Origin of the sequence: Edwardsiella anguillarum ET080813 (assembly GCF_000264765.2) — a bacterium.
Lineage (GTDB): Bacteria > Pseudomonadota > Gammaproteobacteria > Enterobacterales > Enterobacteriaceae > Edwardsiella > Edwardsiella anguillarum.
In genome coordinates, this window is record NZ_CP006664.1 from 1,426,724 (window position 1) to 1,447,085 (window position 20,362).

Sequence of the window (20,362 nt, forward strand, 5' to 3'; positions counted from 1 at the left end):
CGGAGTCCCCAGCGTTAAAAGGTCAAAATGACATCGCACTCATCCAGACGCGCGCGCAGCGTATCGGCCGCCAGCGCCTCGGCGGGGATAACCCAGCCGGCGTCACTGCTTAGCCCCCGCGCGGCCAACGACGCGGCGCACAGGTAGATCTGCTCGATATCATACAGCGCCATCACGCCAAACGTGGCGACGTAATCGCGCGCCAGAATAGCCGACGGCTGCTGATCGGGCAGCAGCTGGAAGACCGCATCGCCGATAAAGAACACGGCAATATCCTCGCAGAATGCGGAGGCCGCCAGCAGCGCATCCAGTCCCTCTCGCCCGGCGCTCGTCGTATGGGGGGGCTGGGTAAAAACAAAGGCAAGCCGTCTCATCTCTCCCCCTAGAACTGCATGGTGCGATCGCACACCAGCATCGCTTCCGCCAGCGCACCCAGGCCGCTCAGCGTAAAACCGGGCTGCAGATTACCCGACGTCAGCCCTCGCTGTTCGGCCGCCGCTGTCGATACAACGCCGCGGCGCAGCGCGGCGGCGACGCAGACATTCAGCGTCACGCCGTGCTGCTGCGAGAGCTGTTGCCAGGCCCGCACCAGATCAAACTCATCCGCCGCCGGCTGCGTCAGCTGATTGGCGTTGAGCACCCCTTCGCGATAGAAGAAAACGCTGTGCAGCGTATGCCCCGCCGCCAGCAGCGCGAGGGCAAACTGATAGGCGCTGCTGGCGGCCTGCGTACCGTAAGCCGGCCCATTCACGACCAGTGAGTAGCTCAGCATGGCTCAGTTACCCTGCACGTCGCCGTTCTTAAACTGGCGAATGTAGAGATAGACCGTATGCTTGGAAATATTCAGGCGATCGGCCACCTGGTTGATCGCATCCTTGATATCAAAGATCCCCTTCTCATGCAGCGTAAACACGATCTGGCGATTCTTGGCATTGTTGGATACCGTCCGGTCGGCGTTCACCTCTTCGATGGTGTACTCCAGCGTCTGGGCCACCAGCTCATCCACCGATGAGGCAAAGTTCACCGCCGAAGAGACCTCCTGGGTCGCTTTGGGGATAAAGGTCTCCATGATCTGGGAAAACGGCACATCCAGATTCATGTTAATACACAGCAAGCCGATCACCCTCTGCTCTCGGTTGCGGATGGCGATGGTCACCGACTTCATCAGATCGCCGCTTTTGGCGCGGGTAAAATAGGCGCGCGAGACGCTGCTGTCCTCCCCGGCCATATCGTGCAGCATGCGCAGGGCCAGATCGGTTATCGGAGAGCCAATTTTACGCCCGGTGTGTTCACCGTTGGCGATCCGCACCGCCGAACACTTCAGATCCTCCAGCGAGTGCAGAACGATCTCACAGTGCGGGCCGATCAGCATCGCCAAGCCATCCACCACGGCCTCGTAGGATTTAAGGATCGCCTGATCGAGCGGGGTGAAAGGGCGTTCATCCAACAGATCCAGCTCACTGATATCAGCCGTAACAAGCGTATTTGACATTAACCACTCCCATCGTCGAACCAGACTCACCCATCCCTGACTGGTCCGGAAAAAATAGCGTAATTTTTAAAAAATTTTAGCAAAGACGCTCTATTTAAATCCTTGATGGCGCCAAGGTAAATGCCTTTTTACCCGCCGGCGATGCAGGCACGCAACAAAAACCCCCTGAGAGCGGTGCCCTCAGGGGGTTTGTCTAATCAGCGCGCGATTTATTTAGCAGAGGTCGCAGCAGCTGCTTCGTCTTTCGCGCCCGGCGCAGCATCCGCCTTCGCCGCCGGCTTCACGTCCAGCAGCTCAACCTCAAAGACCAGCGTAGAGTTAGCCGGGATCCCCGGAACGCCGGTTTTACCGTAGGCCAGATCCGGCGGGATAACCAGCTTGATCTTGCCGCCTTTCTTGATGTGTTTCAGACCTTCGGTCCAACCCGGGATCACCCCGTCCAGACGGAAGGAGAGCGGCTCACCGCGGCTGTAGGAGTTATCGAACTCGGTACCATTGATCAGCGAACCCTTATAGTTCACCACCACGGTATCGCTATCCGTCGGCACTGGCCCGGTCCCCTCTTTCTGGACCAGATACATCAGGCCGCTAGCGGTGGTTTTCACCCCTTTTTCTTTGGCAAACGCCGCGCGGAACTTCTGCCCCGCCTCCGCGTTCTCTTTGGCTTCCTGCTCCATCTTCGCCTGGGCCGCGCTCTTCACACGGCTCTCGAAAGACTGCAGCGTCTGCTCGATCTGCTGATCACTGAGCTTGCTCTTACCGGCAAACGCATCCTGTACCCCGGCGATCAGCTGATCTTTATCTAGCTTGATACCCAGCTTCTCTTGCTCTTTCAGTGAGTTGTCCATATAACGACCCAGAGAGGCACCCAGTGCGTAAGCGGCCTGCTGATCGTCATTCTTGAACTGGCTATTGGCGGCAGCCGGAGCAGCGGTATCCGCCTTGGCTGCGTCCGCTGCAAACGCCGAGGCATTCAGCGCCAGAGCCATGGTCGTGGCTAGCGCGGTAACTTTAAAAAAAGATTTCATCCATTTCTCCAAAATTAAGGCACTTGCCTTAAATCACGATGAGCAACAGTACTGGGCTACTATAGCTGGCGCCCTTACCAGAAAACAATCAATAAGCCAGCATACAGTGTAAATTCAGACCTGTGTTACGTAAAAAAGTTTCTCGCGACGCGCTGATAGCGGTAGACGACTACGCAAATCCATACAATTCGCGCTACCATAGCCCGCTCATCGCCCCATCCTGGCGTAATCAAAAAAGAGCAAGAATGTAATAATCGGAAAATAGAGGAATTTTTTATGGAATCATCGTCCAACGGACTGACTGAGCTGGAGCGCCGTCTGGAGCAGATGGAGAGCCGGATCGCTTTTCAGGAGATCACCATTGAGGATCTTAACCAGACGGTGATCGCACTGCAGCTGGAGCTCGGGAAATACCGCGAGCAAATGCGCCTGCTGCTCGACAAGTTCAGGGCCGTGCAGCCCTCAATGATGGCGCACCCGTCAGAAGAGACGCCGCCGCCCCACTACTGAGGCGGCGCGGCGCAGACAATAAAAAAGCGGTCATTTGACCGCTTTTTTTACAGGGGCAAGCACAAAAGCATCAGTGGCAGCCGCAGCCGCCGTGGCCTTTACCTTTGCCCTGGCCGCCGCAGCAGGTATCGCCTTCTGCGTGCTCGTGATCGTGGTCATGACCGCCGCAGCATTCGCCTTCGCCGTGGCTATGACCGTGACCGCCGCAGCACTCACCCTCGCCGTGACCGTGGCCGCCGCAGCAGCCTTCACCATGATCGTGCGCGCCATGCACATGACCGTGCTCCAGCTCTTCAGCGGTCGCTTCACGAATGGCGACAACTTCGACGTTGAAGTTCAGGTTCTGACCCGCCAGCATGTGGTTACCGTCAACCACGACATAGTCATCGCCCACCTCGGTGATTTCAACCGGTACCGGGCCCTGATCGGTTTCCGCCAGGAAACGCATGCCAACCTGCAGCTCGTCAACCCCCATGAAGACATCCTTCGGTACACGCTGTACCAGGTTGTCATCATACTGGCCGTAGGCATCATTAGCCGGAACATGCACGTCGAAACGATCGCCGACGACGTGACCTTCCAGCGCTTTTTCCAGACCGGCAATCAGAGAGCCATGGCCGTGCAGGTAGTCCAGCGGTGCTGACACCGGAGACTCATCAACCAATACCCCGTCTTCCGTACGCACCTGATAGGCCAGACTGACCACCAGGTCTTTAGCTACTTTCATGATATCTCCTAGCGTTTGAAACTAAATCCGAGCGGATTGTAGCGGAATTTCGCGCCACTGTACGGTTCAGGATAAAAAAAGCTGCGCCGCCGCACCCGCTTTGTCCCTTCAGGGTTTAAAACGGCCAATGATCCGGCCAGACGCCCCCACCGGTGCCGATGGCGTCATTCGATGGCCGCAGCGCACACACTGCGCCTGTACCGGCTCATCCTCATTGGCCTGCCACAGCGCCAGGCTATCTATGGCGTGACAGGCGGGGCAGCGCGCCCCGGCAATAAATCGCTTCTTCACGCTTCATCCTCCGGCCACTCATCATCCCAGCCATTCATTTGATGCTGCTCATGCAGCATCTCGCGCTGAAAGATCTCCTCCAGCTCACGCCGCGCCTCGCGAATGCGGGAGATTTGCGCGATCTCCCCCTGCCGATGCGGCATCAGTTCGCGCAGCATACGCATATCCAAACGGCGGAAATGCTGCTGGGCCCGGTAGGCCTGATGCGGGTGCATTCCGGTTTCAATCAGGCTCTTACGCCCCAGCTCCAGCGCGCTGGAAAAGGTCTCCCGGCTAAACTGCGTCACGCCGGCCTGCAGCAGCTCGTGGGCCTCGACCCGCCCGCGGGCGCGCGCCAGAATGCGCAGCCGTGGAAAGTGCTGTTGACACAAGCGAACCACCGCCATGGTCTCCTCCGGCTCGTTGCAGGTGATGACGATAGCCTCTGCCCGCGCCGCGCCCGCCGCATGCAGCAGATCCAGGTGGGTGGCGTCGCCGTAATACACCTTGTAACCGTAGCGGCGCATCATGCTGACCACGCTGACGTCGCGCTCCAGTACGGTGACCCGCGTTTGATTGGCCATCAGCAGCCGACCGATAACCTGGCCGAAACGGCCAAAACCGACCAGGATCACCTGTGGCTCATCATCGGCGACATAGGGTTTTTCCGCACTCTCCTCCGCCGGGTTCAACCGCTGGGCCAGCAGGCGATCGAGCGCCTGCATCAGCAGCGGGGTAGTCACCATCGACAGCGTCACCACCACCAGCAGCAGCGCGCTCTGCTGGGCGCTCAGCAGGTGCTGGGCGGCGGCGGCGGAAAACAGCACAAAGGCGAACTCGCCCCCCTGGCTGAGCACCGCCGCAAACTGCAGCCGCACCGCGCTGCGTATCCGCGACAATCGCGCCAGCAGATACAGCACGGCACTTTTGACCACCACCAGCGCGACGACCGCGGCCAGGATCTGCGCCCAGTAGGCATACAGCACGCCCAGGTTGAGCGCCATACCGACCGAAATAAAAAATAGCCCCAGCAGCAGTCCCTTAAAGGGCTCAATGGCGATCTCAAGCTCGTGCTGAAACTCGCTCTCCGCCAACAGCACCCCGGCGATAAAGGTCCCCAGCGCCATTGAAAAGCCCAGCATATCCATCAGGAGCGCGGAGCCGAGCACCACCAACAGTGCCGCAGCGGTAAAAATTTCACGCACACCGGTGGCGGCGATATAGTGAAACAGCGGGCGCAGCAGTAGCCGTCCGCCGATCCAGATACCGGCCAGTGCGCCGAGCTTCAGCGCAATGTGTCCCCAGCTGATGGCGTGATCGGCCCCCCCGGCCAAGATCGGCATCAGAGCCAGCGCCGGCACGACGGCGATATCCTGGAACAGCAGCACGGCAAACCCGAGACGGCCGCCCTGATTGCGGTTCATCCCCTTTTCGCGCATCAGCTGCAGCGCCATGGCCGTCGACGACATGGCCAGACCAATCCCGCCGATGACCGCCGCCTGCCAGGCAAACCCGCTGGCGACCAACAGCCCGCCGAGCAGCAGCGCGCTCAGCAGCAACTGGGCGGCACCGGCGCCGAAGATCAGCCGCCGCAGACGCCACAGCTTGCCCGGGTTCAACTCCAGCCCGATGATAAACAGCAGGAAGACCACGCCCATCTCCGAAAAGTGCAGGATCTCCTCCACATCCCGGATCAAACCGATACCCCAGGGACCGATGGCGATCCCGGCGATCAGAAAGCCGAGCACGGCACCGATGCCCAAACGGCGGGCGATGGGCACCGCCAGCACCGCGGCAAACAAAAACAGCACCACCGCCGGTAGCAGGGAGGGCTCAGCATTCATCATCATCTCCGGCGGGCAGCGGCGCCGCTAACCATGTGGCATAGTCATGCGCCTGGGCGTGCAGCATCTCCAGCTTCTGGCGCCGCGCCCAATAGATCGTCAGCGGCGCCAGCCAGCGCATATGGCAGCGCAGCGCCGTCAGCTCAAACGGACGCAACACCTCGCCCATGGTGTAATGGTTATAGCCACCCAACTGATAGGCCCCCTCAGGCTCGCCGGTAGTGACCACCGAGCGCCAATACTTATCGCGCAGGGCATACCCCCCCACGCCGCTGGCGAAACCGCGCGCTAACACGCGATCCAGCCACTCTTTAAGCAGGGCCGGACAACTGTAATTATACAGGGGGTGTTGAAACACGATGACCTGATGATTGCGCAGCAGATGCTGCTCATGATGAATATCGATAAAAAAATCTGGATAGTGGGCGTACAGGTCATGCACCGTCACGTTACTCAGGCGCCGGGCGGCCTGCAGCAACAGCTGATTGGCCACGGATGACGGTGACTCGGGATGAGCATAAATCAGTAACACCTTCGGCGGGTGCGCCATGCTTCCTTCTCCTCGTGCGTCCGAACGTCGTCATTGCCGGACTTTTCAGCTACCATGCGACCCTGAATGACGGAATAACGCCGCACATCGCCATTAGCCCGCCGCGTTATTTACGTCGCCACAACGCCAATTTAACACACACTCAATAGACGACGCTTTATGATTGTTTTCTCATCGCTCCAAATTCGTCGCGGCACCCGGGTGCTGCTGGACAATGCCTCGGCAACGATCAACCCCGGCCAAAAGGTGGGCCTGGTCGGCAAAAATGGCTGTGGGAAATCAACGCTGCTGGCGCTGTTGAAAAATGAGCTGAGCGCCGACGGCGGTAATCTGACCCTGCCCGGTAACTGGGCCATGGCCTGGGTTAACCAGGAGACGCCGGCGCTGGAAACGCCGGCGCTGGAGTATGTGCTCGACGGCGATCGCGAGTTCCGCCAGCTGGAGCAGCAGCTCGATGATGCCAACCAGCGTAACGATGGCAACACGATCGCGCTGATCCGCGGCAAGCTGGACGCCATTGCCGCCTGGACCATTCGCGCCCGAGCCTCCAGTCTGCTGCACGGCCTCGGCTTCAGCCAGGAACAGCTCATGCAGCCGGTGAAATCCTTCTCCGGCGGCTGGCGCATGCGCCTGAACCTGGCACAGGCGCTGCTGTGCCGCTCCGATCTGCTGCTGCTCGACGAACCGACCAACCACCTGGATCTGGACGCGGTGATCTGGCTGGAGCGCTGGCTGAAAAGCTATCCGGGCACACTGATCCTGATTTCACACGACCGTGACTTCCTCGATCCTATCGTGGACAAAATTGTACATATCGAACAGCAGCAGCTGTTTGAATACAGCGGAAACTACTCCTCTTTCGAACTGCAGCGCGCCGGGAAACTGGCGCAGCAGCAGGCGATGTATCAGAGCCAGCAGCAGCGTATCGCCCATCTGCAAAGCTATATCGACCGCTTCAAGGCCAAGGCCAGTAAGGCCAAGCAGGCGCAGAGCCGGGTAAAAATGCTGGAACGTATGGAACGCATCGCGCCGGCCCACGTCGATAACCCGTTCCACTTCAGCTTCCGCGCGCCGGAAAGCCTACCAACGCCGCTGCTGCGTATGGAGCACGTCAGCGCCGGCTACGGCGAGCGCACCGTACTCGCCTCGATTAAGCTCAACCTGGTACCCGGTTCGCGCATCGGTCTGCTGGGACGTAACGGCGCCGGTAAATCCACCCTGATCAAGCTGCTGGCCGGCGAGCTAGCGCCGCAGCAGGGGGAGGTCGGGCTGGCCAAGGGCGTTCGTCTGGGATACTTCGCCCAGCATCAGCTAGAGTATCTTCGCGCCGACGAATCGCCACTGCAGCACTTAGCCCGCCTGGCGCCGCAGGAGAGCGAACAGCAGCTGCGCGACTATTTAGGGGGCTTCGGTTTTAACGGTGATAAAGTCAGCGAGGCGACCGCGCGCTTTTCCGGCGGCGAGAAGGCGCGCCTGGTACTGGCGCTGATCGTCTGGCAGCGTCCGAACCTGCTGCTGCTCGACGAACCGACCAACCATCTGGATCTGGACATGCGCCAGGCGCTAACCGAAGCGCTGATCGATTTCGAGGGCGCGCTGGTGGTAGTCTCGCACGATCGCCATCTGCTGCGATCCACCACCGACGATCTCTATCTGGTGCACGACGGCCAGGTCGAGCCGTTCGCCGGTGATCTGGACGACTACCAGCGCTGGATGATCGATCTGCAGCGCCAGGAAAACCAGGCGCCGGCGGATCAGGATGGCGCGCAAACGACCAACAGCGCCCAGGCCAGAAAGGATCAGAAGCGTCGCGAGGCCGAGTTCCGCAGCCAGACTCAGCCGCTGCGCAAGCAGATCGCCGCGCAGGAAAAGCGTATGGAGACCCTGAGCGCCCAGCTCAATACGCTGGAGGAACGCCTCGCCGACGGCGCGCTGTACGATCCGGCGCATAAAGAGGAGCTGAACGACATTCTGCAGCGCCAAAGTCAGACCAAGCTCGGTCTGGAGGAGGCGGAGCTGTGCTGGCTCGATGCGCAAGAGCAGCTCGAAGCGATGTCTCGCGCCTTCACGGAGAGCGATAACGCCTGAGCGTCGCCTAGGCCGCCAGCGTACCCAGCGCTCGCCCCAGGCGGGCCATTCCCTCGTCGATCTCCGCCGTCTCGATCACCAGAGACGGCGTAAAGCGCAGCGTATCGGCGCCGGCGTTCAGCAGCATCACCCCCTGCTCCGCCGCCGCGTGCAGAATGTCTCGGGCACGTCCACGGTAGGCGGGCGACAAGGCCGCCCCCAGCAGCAGCCCCTGTCCGCGGATGTCGCTAAACGTCCCGTGACGCCGGTTAAGGGCCTGCAAATGGCTAACCATGGCCTGTCGGCGCGTCGCCACCCCGGCGAGGATCTGCGGCTGGCTGATGATATCGAACGCCGCTTCCGCCACCGCACAGGCCAGCGGATTGCCGCCATAGGTCGTGCCGTGGCAGCCCACCGTCATCGCTGAGGCGATCGCTTCGGTGGTCAGCATGGCGCTGATAGGAAAACCGCCGCCCAGTGCCTTGGCGCTGGTCAGAATGTCCGGCGTCACGCCGTAGTGCATGTAACTAAACAGCCTACCGCTGCGTCCTATCCCGCTTTGTACCTCATCAAAAATCAGCAGCGCCCGATGGCGATCGCACAGCGTTCGCAGCCCCTGCAGAAACGCGGCGCTGGCCGGCAATACCCCGCCCTCGCCCTGAACGGGCTCGACGATCACCGCACAGGTCTGTTCACCGATAATCGCCTCCACCGCCGCCAGATCGTTGAACGGCAAGTGTACAATATCCGCCAGCTTCGGTCCGAAGCCATCCGAGTACTTGGGCTGGCCTCCCACCGACACGGTAAACAGGGTACGGCCGTGAAACCCCTGCTTGAAGGCGATAATCTGGCTTTTATGAGGACTGATACGCGTCGCGGCGTGGTAGCGGGCCAGCTTTAACGCCGCCTCATTGGCCTCTGCGCCGGAGTTGGCAAAAAATACCCGCTCGGCAAAGGTGGCATCGATCAGCTTCTGCGCCAGGCGCAGCGCGGGCTCATTAGTAAAGACATTGCTGGTATGCCACAGGCGGCTCCCCTGCTCCTGTAACGCGGCCACCAGTGCCGGGTGGCAATGCCCCAGCGCCGTCACCGCAATACCGCCGGCAAAGTCGATATAGTCGCGCCCCTGCTGATCCCACACCCGGCTGCCTTGGCCACGCACTGGCACAAACTCTGCGGGTGCATAAACCGGCAACATCACCTTTTCAAAGTTGCCCCTTTCCACTGTATTTTTCTGCGTCATCCCGCGTCATCTCCGTTTGCATCGGCCAAGTTAAAGTGATTTTATAATCATAAAATATGAATAATAAATCAATTGGCGGCAACCCTATTTTTAGCGTCAACGCCGTGCAAGCCCCTTCGCGTCCGGCCCGGCGGGGCTGAATTTGTCCGGCGTATGCTTTATCATCACCGCTTTCCCGTAACGCCAGTGCCATGCCATGCTGCTGCTTATCGATAACTACGACTCCTTTACCTACAATCTGTACCAGTACTTTTGCCAGCTCGACGCCGAGGTCATGGTCAAACGCAACGATGCGCTGACGCTGGCGCAGATCGATGCCCTGCGTCCATCGCACGTGGTGATCTCTCCCGGACCGGGTACGCCCGATCAGGCCGGTATTTCCCTTGCGGCCATCCGTCATCTGGCGGGGCGCGTTCCGCTATTGGGGGTCTGCCTGGGGCACCAGGCGCTGGGACAGGTTTTCGGCGCGCGGGTGATCCGGGCGCGACAGGTGATGCACGGCAAGACCAGCGCTATCCGCCACCGCAATCGCGGCGTATTCCAGGGGCTGAATAACCCGCTAACGGTCACCCGCTACCACTCGCTGATTCTGGATAAGGAGAGCCTGCCCGACTGCCTGGAGGTGACCGCCTGGAGCGAGCGCGATGGCGCGGTCGATGAGATTATGGGGATCCGTCATACCGGCATGGCCCTGGAGGGGGTTCAGTTCCATCCGGAAAGCATTCTTAGCGAGCAGGGACACGCCCTGCTGCGCAACTTTCTGCGTCAGTAACACAGCGGGCGCCATCCGGCGCCCGCTGTGTGAAACCGTGCAGAGACGCGCGGCCTTACTTCATAACGCTGGCCGAGGTGATCACAATCGGCTTGGCCGGCACATTCTGATAAGGGCCGACGTTTTCGGTACGCGCCTGGGAGATCTTGTCGACGACATCCATCCCCTTAATCACTTTGCCGAAGACAGCATAGCCAAAGTCACGCTGCCCATGGTCGAGAAAGGCGTTGTCCGCCACGTTGATAAAAAACTGGCTGGTCGCGCTATCTTTCTCCGCGGTGCGCGCCATCGCGATAGTACCGCGCAGGTTGCGCAGCCCGTTGTCCGCCTCGTTCTTGATCGGCGGCTGTGTCGCTTTCTGCTGCATATCACCTGTAAAACCGCCGCCCTGGATCATAAAGCCCGGGATCACACGGTGAAAAATAGTGTCGTTGTAATAACCGCTGTTAACGTAGCCAAGAAAGTTATCAACGGTTACCGGCGCCTTCTGGTTATACAGCTCCAGCTCAATATTGCCTACGCTGGTCGTCAGCATGACCCGCGTGTTGGCCGCCAGCGCGGCGGGGGCCATGACGGCCAGCGAGAAGAGGGTGACCAGGGTAATGACGATTCTTTTGAACATGAAAACTTCCTTTCTCTGACGGGCTTTGTCAAAAGCGTAAAAACAACAAAATGGCGTAACGATTCTAAATAGCCCTTAGCATAATCGCCACCCATTTACTCAGATTTACCGAGCCGCCACGCCACGTTTTGCGCCCGGCCTATCCCTACATTAGCGGAATTGACGCACAGGACAAGCGCTCCCAATCCGAATCACCGAGCGCCACCCGCAACAAACGGGCGCGTTGAGGAGACGACGCCCCCCATACGCTGCCGAAGCGGCGACCATCCGGAGACAAATTCGCAAAAGATCTCATTTTTTAAGCAAAAAATTATTGCATTGCAATAAAAAGAAGATTCATATCACAAAACGTCGGCGTGGCTATGTTAGGATGCGCACGCTTGGTGAAATCGACCCTTCTTGTCGGATCTTCCCACAAACACGCTTCTTTTTACCTTATATACTGATACAGGCCTTGCTATGACCGACAGCAATCGCATCCGCCTAACATGGATCAGTTTCTTCTCCTATGCGCTTACCGGCGCATTGGTGATTGTCACCGGGATGGTGATGGGAAATATCGCAGAGTACTTTAATCTGCCGATCTCCAGCATGAGTAATACCTTTACGTTCCTCAACACCGGGATTTTGGTTTCCATTTTCCTTAACGCCTGGCTGATGGAGATCATTCCGCTCAAACGTCAGCTCATTTTTGGCTTTATCCTGATGATCCTTGCCATCGCCGGTCTGATGGTCGGGCACAATCTGGCCATCTTCTCCGCCTGCATGTTCGTGCTGGGCGTGGTCAGCGGGATCACCATGTCGATCGGAACCTTCCTGATCACCCATATCTATACCGGGCGTCAGCGCGGCTCTCGCCTGCTGTTTACCGACTCCTTCTTCAGCATGGCCGGGATGGTGTTCCCCATCATCGCCGCCACCCTGCTGGCACAGCACGTGGCATGGTATTGGGTCTACGCCTGCATCGGCGTTCTGTATCTGGCCATCTTTATCCTGACGCTGTGCTCTGACTTCCCGCAGCTGGGTAAGCAGGCCGTCGGCGACAGCCAGCCGGTCAGCAAGGAAAAGTGGGGGATCGGCGTTCTGTTCCTGTCGATCGCGGCGCTCTGCTACATCCTCGGTCAGCTGGGCTTTATTCAGTGGGTACCGGAGTATGCCGCCAAGCGCTTCGGCATGAGCATTGAAGAGAGCGGCGGGCTGGTCAGTAACTTCTGGACCGCCTATATGGTCGGCATGTGGTTCTTCAGCGTCGCGCTGCGCTTCTTCGATCTGCAGCGCATCGTCACGGTATTGGCCGCCCTTTCCACCTTTATGATGTACATGTTCGTCAGCAGCCAGCAGGGCGCCATGCTGAGCATGTATATTCTGGGCCTGGGCTTTGTCAGCAGCGCTATCTATACCACGCTGATTACGCTGGGATCGCAGCAGACCAAGGTCTCCTCGCCGAAGCTGGTGAACTTTATCCTGACCTGCGGCACCATCGGCACCATGCTGACCTTCGTCGTCACCGGCCCCATCGTCGCTCACAGCGGAGCCCATGCCGCGCTGGCGACGGCCAACGGTCTCTATCTGGTCGTTTTTGTCATGTGCGTCCTGCTGGGGTTTGTCACCAAGCACCGCCTGCATGGTCACGCGGCCAAGTAGACTGCGCCATACCCATAACAACGGGGCCTGCATGCAGGCCCCGTTTTTTTGCGCGCGCCGAACTCAGCGGCGGAAGTCGACGCGCTCCGCCTGCCGCAGATAAATCTGGCTCTGCGCCGGACGGGTCTCCGCGATCAGGCAGCCATCACGCAGGGAGTAACGCACCGGCACCTGTCGGCGCACCGCGTCAAACCCGCTCTCCGCCGGCAGCACCAGCAGACTGGCGCGGCAGCCCGGCGCCACCCCATATCCCTGCAGACCGAGCGTTTTGGCGCTGTGCGAACCGATCAGTGCCAGCCCCTCGTCAATCTGGGCGTAGCCCATCAGTTGGCAGACATGCAGCCCCATGTGCAGCACCTGCAGCATATTGGCGGTGCCCAGCGGGTACCAGGGGTCAAACACATCATCATGGCCGAAGCAGACGTTGATCCCGGCCTGCAGCATCTCCTTCACCCGGGTGATGCCGCGCCGCTTGGGATAGTCGTCGAAACGCCCCTGCAGATGGATGTTGACCAACGGATTGGCGACAAAGTTAATCTGCGACATCTTCAGCAGCCGGAATAGCCGCGAGGTATAGGCGCCGTTGTAAGAGTGCATCGCCGTGGTATGGCTGGCGGTCACCCGTGCCCCCATGCCTTCGCGGTGCGCCAGCGCCGCCACGGTTTCCACGAAGCGCGACTGCTCATCGTCTATTTCATCACAGTGAACATCGATCAGGCGGTCATAGCGCGCGGCCAGCGCGAAGGCCTTATGCAGCGACTCCACGCCATATTCGCGGGTAAACTCAAAATGCGGAATAGCCCCCACCACATCGGCGCCCAGTCGCAGCGCCTCCTCCAGCAGGGCTTCGCCGTTTGGATAGGAGAGGATCCCCTCTTGTGGAAAAGCGACCAGCTGCAGATCGACCCAGGGCGCCGCCTCCTGGCGTACCTCCAGCATCGCCTTTAGCGCCGTCAGCGACGGATCGGAGACGTCCACGTGGCTGCGCACGTGCTGGATACCGTTCGCTATCTGCCACTTTAGGGTCTGCCAGGCACGCTGTTTCACGTCATCGTGGGTCAGCTGCGCCTTGCGCTCGGCCCAGCGCTCGATCCCTTCAAACAGAGTTCCCGACTGGTTCCACGCTGGCTGCCCCGCCGTCTGCGTCGTATCCAGATGAATATGCGGTTCGACAAAGGGCGGCACCACCAGCCCCTGCTGTGCATCCAGCTCATCCGGCTGCGCAGCCCGTAGCGCGGGCTGCGGCGTAATGGCCGCGATCAGGCCATGCTCCAAGGTAATTTGCCACCACCCGTCGCGCGCGGGCAGGCGGGCATTGATCACGGCGCGCAGTACGTTATTCTGCATGGCTGATCTCCAGTCTATTTTCTCTCTGACGACTCGCCCTGCGGCTGAGAACCACGTAGCTCAGGGCGCCGCCCAATACGGCGTTCAGCGGAACGATCCCCGGCAACCCGTGACCCGCGGCGACGCCCAGGGCGACGGCGGCAATGGCGTTCCAGTTTACCGCGACCCTATCCGCCTCCGCAAAGTTGCTGTAACGGCGCCGGTTCATCAGGTAATCCGCAATGATCACCCCGCCGACCGGCGGAATGGCGGCGGAGAGGAAGGTCAGCCAGCCGACAAAGTTGTTATACAGCCACAGCGCGCACAGGGTCCCGATGATCCCGTTGGCAACCGACAGCGTCTTGCTCGACAACCCGGTGATATTGGCGAATCCCAGACCGGAGGCATACAGTGCATTATCATTGGTGGTCCAGATATTTAGCCCCAGCACCGCAATCGCGGGCAGCAACAGCCCTTGAGCTATCATGACGTCGGAGATGTCAGACATCCCCAGCGCCGCGGCTCCGGTCGCGCCAAAGATAAACATCAGCGAGTTACCGAGAAAGAACGCCACCATCGTCACCAGCACCGCCACCTTGGCGCTGCGGCCAAAGCGGACAAAGTCCGCCGTCAGCGTGCCTGCGCTGATAAAGGAGCCGACCACCAGTGCCAGCGCCAAATTGAAATCCAGCGGCTGCGCGGGAACCACCTCACGCAGGGCATCCATCCCGCCCATACCATCGATCGCCAACCACACCGAGTAGCCGCCGAGCAGCGCGATTGCCGGTACCGCGATCGCCGACAGCAGCGTCAACGCCGAGATGCCAAAGAACACCGTCACGGTCATCAGCAGTCCGGAAAGCGCGATCAGCAGATCGGTATTCAGACCGGTCGCCTTACTGACCGGAATCGCGAACATGGCGACCCCGACGCCAAACCATCCCACCTGCGTGCCGCCCAGCAGCAGCGAAGGCAGCCAAGAGCCTTTAACACCAAAGGAGAAGCGCGCTAGCAGGTGCGTCGTCAGACCGGTTTTTGCACCGATATAGCCAAGCGTGGAGGTATAGATACCGAGGAGGAGATTACCGACGAATACGGCCAGAAGAAAATCGTGATAGCCAAGGCCGGTGCCGAGCGTGCCGCCGGTCCACATACTGGCGGAAAAGAAGGTTAGCCCCAGCATGACACAGCTTAATGCCAGTACCCCCTTGCGCGCCGATGGCGGGACGGGCCCCTGACTGAAATTGTTATCCTGCGACACGCAATCCTCCTTAATCTCTGTGCAGTAGACAAAAAAATCTGGCGCATTCTAAAGAGTTCGCGCCAAAAAGCAAACGTTTTCTTTGCTGATTATTTATTCTGTCGGACGGATTCCCTGCGATCCCGCCCCGGCGCTGACGCCAACCCGCAGTGGCCGTTTCTTTAAACAAGTCCGCTGCAGGCTGGCAACGAGTCTGGCAAGCTGGAGAGTCTCTGCCCCTTGGCGTACTATCCCCGCTCGCGGTATATGACCGCCCCACAACAGGAACCCCCTTGAGGATCTCTGATGGATTACTTTCCGATATTTTGTCAGCTGCGTACTAAGCCCTGCCTGCTGGTCGGCGGCGGCGAGGTAGCCGAGCGTAAGGCCCGTCTGTTGATGGAGGCGGGCGCGATTTTGACGGTGAACGCCGGGCGCTTCACGCCCCAGTTTGAACAGTGGCAGCGGGATGGTCAGCTGACGCTGATCGCCGGCGACTTCGACCCCGCGCTGCTCACGGGCAAGTGGCTGGCTATCGCCGCCACCGACGACAGCCGGGTAAATCAGCAGGTGCTGGCCCAGTCCGAGGCGCGCTGTATCTTTTGTAACGTGGTCGATGCCGCGCAACAGACGGGCTTCATCATGCCGTCGATCGTCGATCGCTCGCCGTTGATGGTCGCCGTCTCCTCCGGCGGCAGCGCACCGGTGCTGGCCAGGATTCTGCGTGAAAAGCTGGAGGCGCAGCTACCGCAGCATCTCGGCCAGCTGGCACACCTGGCTGGCCACCTGCGCCAGCGCGTCAAGGCGCACTTTCCCACCCTGTCGCTGCGCCGCCGCTTTTGGGAGCGACTGTTCGCCCAAGATCGTCTGGCACAGTCGCTGGCCAACGGCGACACCGCACAGACACAGCAACAGGTGGATGCGCTGTTCAGCGCGGCGCCGGCGGATCGCGGCGAGGTGACGCTAGTCGGCGCCGGGCCGGGGGATGCAGGGCTGTTGACCCTCAAAGGGCTACAGCAGATCCAGCGGGCGGACGTGATCATCTATGATCGCCTGGTATCCGATGAGGTCATGTCGCTGGTGCGACGCGACGCAACGCGTATCTTCGTCGGCAAACGCGCCGGTCATCACTGCGTTCCCCAGGAGGAGATCAATCAGACCCTGCTGGATCACGCGCGTGATGGAAAACGGGTGGTGCGCCTCAAGGGCGGCGATCCCTTCATCTTTGGCCGGGGAGGCGAAGAGCTTGAGGCGCTGGCCGCCGCGGGGATCGCCTTCTCGGTGGTGCCCGGTATTACCGCCGCCTCCGGCTGCTCCGCCTATAGCGGTATTCCGCTGACTCACCGCGACCATGCCCAAAGCGTCCGCCTGGTCACCGGCCATACCCGCCAGGATGGCCAACTGGATTGGTCCTGCCTGGCGGCCGCAGGACAAACGCTCGTGTTTTATATGGGACTGAGCCAGGCTGCGACCATTCAGCATCGCCTCCTACAGCACGGCATGCTGCCAGATACCCCCGTCGCCCTGGTTGAAAACGGCACCACGGTTCGCCAGCGGGTCGTCAGCGGAACGCTGACTCAGTTGGAGACGCTGGCAACGCGCGTTGCCAGCCCCAGCCTGATCATCGTCGGCGACGTCGTCACCCTGCGGCCACACCTCAACTGGTTCCGCAGCGAAGCGGCGAGCGCATAACACGGCGCAAAAAAAAGGAGGGCCATCGCCCTCCTCTTCACGTTCAGATCGCCGCGCCGCTTACGGCCGCGCGACAAACCCGATCGCATCGTAGACCTTGTCCAGGGTCTGCGCGGCGCGCGCGCGCGCTTTGGCGGCGCCATCGCGCATCACTTCCTGCAGGTAGGCCTCATCATTGCGGAAACGGTGATACCGCTCCTGCAGCTCAGACAGCATCCCGGAGACCGCATCGGCAACGGCACCCTTCAGGTGGCCGTACATCTTGCCCGCAAACTCGGCCTCCAGATCCTCGATACGCTTACCGGTCACTCCGGAAAGAATATCCAGCAGATTGGAGACGCCGGCCTTATTGACCACGTCGTAACGCACGACCGGCGGCTCATCGGAGTCGGTCACCGCGCGCTTGATCTTCTTGGTCACCGCCTTGGGATCTTCCAGCAGGCCGATCACGTTGTTGCGGTTCTCATCCGACTTAGACATCTTTTTGGTCGGCTCCAGCAGCGACATGACGCGCGCGCCCGACTTGGGAATAAACGGCTCCGGCACCTTAAAGATGTCACCATACAGCGCGTTGAAGCGCGCCGCGACATCACGGCTCAGCTCCAGGTGCTGTTTCTGATCTTCCCCTACCGGGACCTGATGAGTCTGGTACAACAGGATGTCCGCCGCCATCAGCACCGGGTAATCAAACAGGCCGGCGTTAATGTTCTCTGCGTAGCGCGCCGATTTATCCTTGAACTGAGTCATGCGGCTCAGTTCGCCGAAATAGGTGTAACAGTTCAGAACCCAGCCCAGCTGGGCATGCTCTGGAACATGAGACTGCACAAAAATCGTGCTCTTCTGCGGATCGATACCGCAGGCCAGGTACAGGGCCAGCGTATCCAGCGTCGCGCTGCGCAGTTTCTCTGCGTCTTGACGCACGGTGATGGCGTGCTGATCGACGATACAGTAAATGCAGTCATACTCATCCTGCATCTGTACCCATTGGCGCAGCGCGCCCATATAGTTACCGATGGTGAGTTCACCAGACGGCTGCGCGCCGCTGAAAACAATGGGCTTACTCATGGTCACATTCCTGTCCTTATCAATTCAGTTCAGCGGCGCCAGCCCTACCAAGGGCAGCAGTCCGGCAAAATCATCCAGCACGCGGCAGGGCTCGCTGGCAGCGATAGGTTCGCCATAGTTATAACCGTAGGTCAAGCCGACGGTAGGACAGCCGGCCGACTGGCCAGCTTGGATATCATTGCGCGAGTCACCGACAAACAGCATCTCATCGGCCCGCAGCCCCAGACGGGACAGCACCAGATAGAGCGGGGCCGGATGGGGCTTACGCTTAGCGACATCGTCGCCGCCGATCACCTGACCGAAGAGCGTATCGATCCCCAGGCTCTCCAGCATCGGGCGGACAAAGGGCGAGGGCTTATTGGTGATAACCGCCAGCGGAAATCCCTGGGCCGCCAGTACCCCCAGCGTCTCCCGGACGCCGGGAAACAGCTGACATCCCTGATTGGCGCTCTCGGCGTAGTGCGCGTCAAATGCACGCCGCGCACGCTGACACAGCGCGGCATCCTGTGAGGCTCCGGCCCAGCTCAAGGCGCGCTGCATCAGAACATCTGCGCCATTTCCCAGCCACAGCTTCACCCGTTCCACGCCCGGCGCCGGGTAGCCCAGCGCCAGCAGCGCCGCGTCCGTAGCCGCCGCCAGACCCGGCGCGCTATCCACCAGCGTGCCGTCCAAATCAAAGGCCAGTGCCTGTACCGGAATACCTTTATTCATGGCAGGCCTGCGCAATTTCACGACGCATATCCGTGATCACCGCCGCATAGTCGGCGTGGCCGAAAATAGCCGAGCCTGCGACAAACATATCGGCGCCGGCCGCGGCGATAGCGCCGATGTTGTCCACCTTCACGCCACCGTCAACCTCCAGGCGAATATCCAGACCGCTGGCATCAATGCGCTGACGCACCTGACGCAGCTTATCGAGGGTCGACGGAATAAAGGACTGGCCACCAAAGCCCGGGTTTACGGACATCAGCAGGATGGTATCGAGGCGATCCATCACGTAATCCAGACAGCTCAGCGGCGTTGCCGGGTTCAGAACCAGCCCCGCCTTACAGCCACAGGCGCGGATCAGCTGCAGAGTGCGATCGACGTGCTCCGATGCCTCCGGATGGAAGGTAATAATGCTGGCACCGGCATCGGCGAAATCCGGGATGATCCGATCGACCGGCTTCACCATCAGGTGAACATCGATCGGGGCGGTGATGCCATAGTCCCGCAGCGCTTTACAGACCATCGGGCCAATAGTCAAATTCGGCACATAGTGGTTATCCATGACATCAAAGTGCACCACATCGGCACCGGCGGCCAATACCTTGGCAGTATCTTCGCCCAGCCGGGCAAAGTCTGCGGACAAAATCGACGGGGCAATTAAATACGGGTTCATCCGTTTCTCCTGAGCTCGGGGGGCCGACGGCCGCGCTTAGCGCTTGCCGTACAGCGCCAATAATTCGTTCACTTTGCTGCGCCCGTCAGTTTTTCTGCTGATGGTGCGCCGAACTTTCACGACGTGCAGCGCATCGGCCTGCGCGTACCACTCCCGCGTCAGCGGGGTTTCATGGTTAGAGATCAGCACCGGCACCTGACGCTGGGCCAGTTCACCGGCCAGCTCCGCCAGGCGCTCCTGCTCGGCAAAGCCAAAGCCGTTGACGTGGTAGGCGGTAAAATTGGCGGTAGCGGACAGCGGGGCGTAGGGTGGATCGCAATACACCACGGCACCCGGCTGCGCGCGCAGCATCGTCTGCTGATAATGTTCGCAGACAAACACCGCACGCTCGGCCTTGCGGGCAAAAAACTCCAGCTCCTCCTGAGGGAAGTAGGGCTTTTTATAGCGCCCGAAGGGGACGTTGAACTCCCCCTTGGCATTATAGCGGCACAGACCGTTATAGCAGTGCCGGTTCAGATAGAGGAAGTACAGCGCCCGCTGGTAACGATCGTCGCACAGGTTAAAGGCCTCACGGATGCGGTAATACTCCTCCGAGACGTTCAGTTCAGGGCAAAACATCTGACGGGCATCGCCGATAAAGCGATCCGTCTCATCTTTCACAATATTGTACAACCCGACCAGATCGGCGTTAATGTCCGCCAACAGGTACTCATCGTAATCCGTGTTTAAAAACACAGAGCCAGCGCCGACGAAAGGCTCTACCAGTCTTTCGCCCGCCGGCAGGTGCCGACGGATCTCTTCAATCAAAGGATATTTCCCGCCGGCCCATTTCAAAAATGCGCGCTTCTTCTTCATGCCGTCGCCAGTCAGTTATTTCTACTCTTTCAAT

General features: G+C 60.0%; 22 protein-coding genes. 5 read left to right on the plus strand and 17 right to left on the minus strand.

The features are described 5' to 3' along the window. Positions 1 to 14: 14 nt before the first annotated feature. The 4 genes from tusC to fkpA form a co-directional block, all read right to left on the minus strand. Positions 15 to 374 (minus strand): sulfurtransferase complex subunit TusC, encoded by a 360-nt coding sequence (gene tusC / locus ETEE_RS06445; protein ID WP_034163836.1) that lies wholly within the window; start codon positions 372 to 374, stop codon positions 15 to 17. A gap of 8 nt (positions 375 to 382) precedes the next feature. Continuing rightward, positions 383 to 772 carry a sulfurtransferase complex subunit TusD gene (tusD, locus tag ETEE_RS06450; RefSeq protein ID WP_034163837.1) on the minus strand — a complete coding sequence of 130 codons (390 nt, stop codon included), beginning with the start codon at positions 770 to 772 and terminating at the stop codon, positions 383 to 385. A gap of 3 nt (positions 773 to 775) precedes the next feature. Continuing rightward, the gene (locus tag ETEE_RS06455) at positions 776 to 1,492 is read right to left on the minus strand and encodes a helix-turn-helix transcriptional regulator (protein ID WP_012850038.1); all 717 of its coding nucleotides are present in this window, start codon (positions 1,490 to 1,492) and stop codon (positions 776 to 778) included. 209 nt (positions 1,493 to 1,701) lie between these two features. Then, the gene (gene fkpA, locus ETEE_RS06460; RefSeq protein WP_034163838.1) at positions 1,702 to 2,520 is read right to left on the minus strand and encodes an FKBP-type peptidyl-prolyl cis-trans isomerase; all 819 of its coding nucleotides are present in this window, start codon (positions 2,518 to 2,520) and stop codon (positions 1,702 to 1,704) included. Positions 2,521 to 2,796: 276 nt separating this feature from the next. Between fkpA and ETEE_RS06465 the strand changes: the two genes are divergently transcribed. Beyond that, entirely contained in the window at positions 2,797 to 3,030 is a 234-nt protein-coding gene (locus tag ETEE_RS06465; RefSeq protein ID WP_034163839.1) for a SlyX family protein, read from the plus strand. A 70-nt stretch (positions 3,031 to 3,100) separates the two neighbouring features. Here ETEE_RS06465 and slyD read toward each other — a convergent pair whose 3' ends face one another. From slyD to kefG, 4 genes are all read right to left on the minus strand, one after another. Beyond that, entirely contained in the window at positions 3,101 to 3,757 is a 657-nt protein-coding gene (gene slyD / locus ETEE_RS06470; protein WP_034163841.1) for a peptidylprolyl isomerase, read from the minus strand. A gap of 108 nt (positions 3,758 to 3,865) precedes the next feature. After that, positions 3,866 to 4,048 carry a YheV family putative zinc ribbon protein gene (locus ETEE_RS06475; protein WP_034163842.1) on the minus strand — a complete coding sequence of 61 codons (183 nt, stop codon included), beginning with the start codon at positions 4,046 to 4,048 and terminating at the stop codon, positions 3,866 to 3,868. Continuing rightward, positions 4,045 to 5,871 carry a glutathione-regulated potassium-efflux system protein KefB gene (gene kefB / locus ETEE_RS06480; RefSeq protein ID WP_034163844.1) on the minus strand — a complete coding sequence of 609 codons (1,827 nt, stop codon included), beginning with the start codon at positions 5,869 to 5,871 and terminating at the stop codon, positions 4,045 to 4,047. Before kefB ends, ETEE_RS06475 begins: the two co-directional genes overlap by 4 nt. Continuing rightward, positions 5,861 to 6,421, minus strand: a complete 561-nt coding sequence (gene kefG, locus ETEE_RS06485; RefSeq protein WP_034163846.1) for a glutathione-regulated potassium-efflux system ancillary protein KefG — start codon at positions 6,419 to 6,421, stop codon at positions 5,861 to 5,863. The genes kefB and kefG overlap by 11 nt, the downstream gene beginning before the upstream one ends. A 159-nt stretch (positions 6,422 to 6,580) precedes the next feature. On the opposite strand from kefG, the gene ETEE_RS06490 reads away from it, so the two are divergent. Further along, on the plus strand, positions 6,581 to 8,509 hold the full coding sequence (locus ETEE_RS06490; protein ID WP_034163848.1) for an ABC transporter ATP-binding protein: 1,929 nt from the start codon (positions 6,581 to 6,583) through the stop codon (positions 8,507 to 8,509). A 7-nt stretch (positions 8,510 to 8,516) separates the two neighbouring features. On the opposite strand, the gene ETEE_RS06495 is transcribed toward ETEE_RS06490, so the two are convergent. Further along, a complete protein-coding gene (locus ETEE_RS06495; RefSeq protein WP_034163849.1) occupies positions 8,517 to 9,731 on the minus strand; it encodes an aspartate aminotransferase family protein in 1,215 nt (404 codons plus the stop codon). Further along, the gene (locus ETEE_RS21225; protein WP_144242804.1) at positions 9,694 to 9,924 is read right to left on the minus strand and encodes a hypothetical protein; all 231 of its coding nucleotides are present in this window, start codon (positions 9,922 to 9,924) and stop codon (positions 9,694 to 9,696) included. Before ETEE_RS21225 ends, ETEE_RS06495 begins: the two co-directional genes overlap by 38 nt. Positions 9,925 to 9,927: 3 nt before the next feature. On the opposite strand from ETEE_RS21225, the gene ETEE_RS06500 reads away from it, so the two are divergent. After that, a complete protein-coding gene (locus ETEE_RS06500; RefSeq protein WP_034163850.1) occupies positions 9,928 to 10,503 on the plus strand; it encodes an aminodeoxychorismate synthase component II in 576 nt (191 codons plus the stop codon). A 55-nt stretch (positions 10,504 to 10,558) separates the two neighbouring features. Here the strand turns inward: ETEE_RS06500 and ppiA are convergent, their stop codons facing one another. Then, a complete protein-coding gene (gene ppiA / locus ETEE_RS06505) occupies positions 10,559 to 11,125 on the minus strand; it encodes a peptidylprolyl isomerase A (RefSeq protein ID WP_034163851.1) in 567 nt (188 codons plus the stop codon). Positions 11,126 to 11,584: 459 nt separating this feature from the next. Between ppiA and tsgA the strand changes: the two genes are divergently transcribed. Further along, entirely contained in the window at positions 11,585 to 12,769 is a 1,185-nt protein-coding gene (tsgA, locus tag ETEE_RS06510; protein WP_034163852.1) for an MFS transporter TsgA, read from the plus strand. A 63-nt stretch (positions 12,770 to 12,832) separates the two neighbouring features. Here the strand turns inward: tsgA and ETEE_RS06515 are convergent, their stop codons facing one another. Together ETEE_RS06515 and codB are read right to left on the minus strand one after the other, a co-directional pair. Next, entirely contained in the window at positions 12,833 to 14,116 is a 1,284-nt protein-coding gene (locus ETEE_RS06515; RefSeq protein WP_034163853.1) for a cytosine deaminase, read from the minus strand. Further along, positions 14,106 to 15,356, minus strand: coding sequence for a cytosine permease (gene codB / locus ETEE_RS06520; protein WP_034163854.1), 1,251 nt, complete (start codon positions 15,354 to 15,356; stop codon positions 14,106 to 14,108). Before codB ends, ETEE_RS06515 begins: the two co-directional genes overlap by 11 nt. Positions 15,357 to 15,641: 285 nt before the next feature. Here codB and cysG point away from each other — a divergent pair, with 285 nt between their 5' ends. Then, on the plus strand, positions 15,642 to 17,027 hold the full coding sequence (gene cysG, locus ETEE_RS06525; RefSeq protein WP_034163855.1) for a siroheme synthase CysG: 1,386 nt from the start codon (positions 15,642 to 15,644) through the stop codon (positions 17,025 to 17,027). Positions 17,028 to 17,087: 60 nt separating this feature from the next. On the opposite strand, the gene trpS is transcribed toward cysG, so the two are convergent. Genes trpS through dam form a run of 4 tightly spaced genes read right to left on the minus strand, consistent with a single transcriptional unit; the run spans position 17,088 to position 20,328 of the window. Then, complete coding sequence (gene trpS, locus ETEE_RS06530; RefSeq protein WP_034163856.1) at positions 17,088 to 18,092, minus strand: tryptophan--tRNA ligase; 1,005 nt, start codon at positions 18,090 to 18,092, stop codon at positions 17,088 to 17,090. A 24-nt stretch (positions 18,093 to 18,116) separates the two neighbouring features. Further along, positions 18,117 to 18,803 (minus strand): phosphoglycolate phosphatase, encoded by a 687-nt coding sequence (locus tag ETEE_RS06535; RefSeq protein WP_034163858.1) that lies wholly within the window; start codon positions 18,801 to 18,803, stop codon positions 18,117 to 18,119. After that, on the minus strand, positions 18,796 to 19,473 hold the full coding sequence (gene rpe, locus ETEE_RS06540; RefSeq protein ID WP_012850057.1) for a ribulose-phosphate 3-epimerase: 678 nt from the start codon (positions 19,471 to 19,473) through the stop codon (positions 18,796 to 18,798). Before rpe ends, ETEE_RS06535 begins: the two co-directional genes overlap by 8 nt. Before the next feature lie 36 nt (positions 19,474 to 19,509). Then, entirely contained in the window at positions 19,510 to 20,328 is an 819-nt protein-coding gene (gene dam / locus ETEE_RS06545) for an adenine-specific DNA-methyltransferase (RefSeq protein WP_034163859.1), read from the minus strand. Between the last annotated feature and the right edge of the window lie 34 nt (positions 20,329 to 20,362).

Excerpts from the sequence above, each read along its gene's own strand:
- ETEE_RS06490 (WP_034163848.1), top strand. The coding sequence starts at position 6,581 with ATGATTGTTTTCTCATCGCTCCAAATTCGTCGCGGCACCCGGGTGCTG.
- ETEE_RS06455 (WP_012850038.1), bottom strand. The coding sequence starts at position 1,492 with ATGTCAAATACGCTTGTTACGGCTGATATCAGTGAGCTGGATCTGTTG.
- ETEE_RS06535 (WP_034163858.1), bottom strand. The coding sequence starts at position 18,803 with ATGAATAAAGGTATTCCGGTACAGGCACTGGCCTTTGATTTGGACGGC.
- kefG (WP_034163846.1), bottom strand. The coding sequence starts at position 6,421 with ATGGCGCACCCGCCGAAGGTGTTACTGATTTATGCTCATCCCGAGTCA.
- ETEE_RS06465 (WP_034163839.1), top strand. The coding sequence starts at position 2,797 with ATGGAATCATCGTCCAACGGACTGACTGAGCTGGAGCGCCGTCTGGAG.
- fkpA (WP_034163838.1), bottom strand. The coding sequence starts at position 2,520 with ATGAAATCTTTTTTTAAAGTTACCGCGCTAGCCACGACCATGGCTCTG.
- slyD (WP_034163841.1), bottom strand. The coding sequence starts at position 3,757 with ATGAAAGTAGCTAAAGACCTGGTGGTCAGTCTGGCCTATCAGGTGCGT.
- tusD (WP_034163837.1), bottom strand. The coding sequence starts at position 772 with ATGCTGAGCTACTCACTGGTCGTGAATGGGCCGGCTTACGGTACGCAG.
- dam (WP_034163859.1), bottom strand. The coding sequence starts at position 20,328 with ATGAAGAAGAAGCGCGCATTTTTGAAATGGGCCGGCGGGAAATATCCT.
- ETEE_RS21225 (WP_144242804.1), bottom strand. The coding sequence starts at position 9,924 with ATGGCACTGGCGTTACGGGAAAGCGGTGATGATAAAGCATACGCCGGA.
- cysG (WP_034163855.1), top strand. The coding sequence starts at position 15,642 with ATGGATTACTTTCCGATATTTTGTCAGCTGCGTACTAAGCCCTGCCTG.
- kefB (WP_034163844.1), bottom strand. The coding sequence starts at position 5,871 with ATGAATGCTGAGCCCTCCCTGCTACCGGCGGTGGTGCTGTTTTTGTTT.
- tsgA (WP_034163852.1), top strand. The coding sequence starts at position 11,585 with ATGACCGACAGCAATCGCATCCGCCTAACATGGATCAGTTTCTTCTCC.
- rpe (WP_012850057.1), bottom strand. The coding sequence starts at position 19,473 with ATGAACCCGTATTTAATTGCCCCGTCGATTTTGTCCGCAGACTTTGCC.
- tusC (WP_034163836.1), bottom strand. The coding sequence starts at position 374 with ATGAGACGGCTTGCCTTTGTTTTTACCCAGCCCCCCCATACGACGAGC.
- ETEE_RS06495 (WP_034163849.1), bottom strand. The coding sequence starts at position 9,731 with ATGACGCAGAAAAATACAGTGGAAAGGGGCAACTTTGAAAAGGTGATG.
- ETEE_RS06515 (WP_034163853.1), bottom strand. The coding sequence starts at position 14,116 with ATGCAGAATAACGTACTGCGCGCCGTGATCAATGCCCGCCTGCCCGCG.
- trpS (WP_034163856.1), bottom strand. The coding sequence starts at position 18,092 with ATGAGTAAGCCCATTGTTTTCAGCGGCGCGCAGCCGTCTGGTGAACTC.
- ppiA (WP_034163851.1), bottom strand. The coding sequence starts at position 11,125 with ATGTTCAAAAGAATCGTCATTACCCTGGTCACCCTCTTCTCGCTGGCC.
- ETEE_RS06500 (WP_034163850.1), top strand. The coding sequence starts at position 9,928 with ATGCTGCTGCTTATCGATAACTACGACTCCTTTACCTACAATCTGTAC.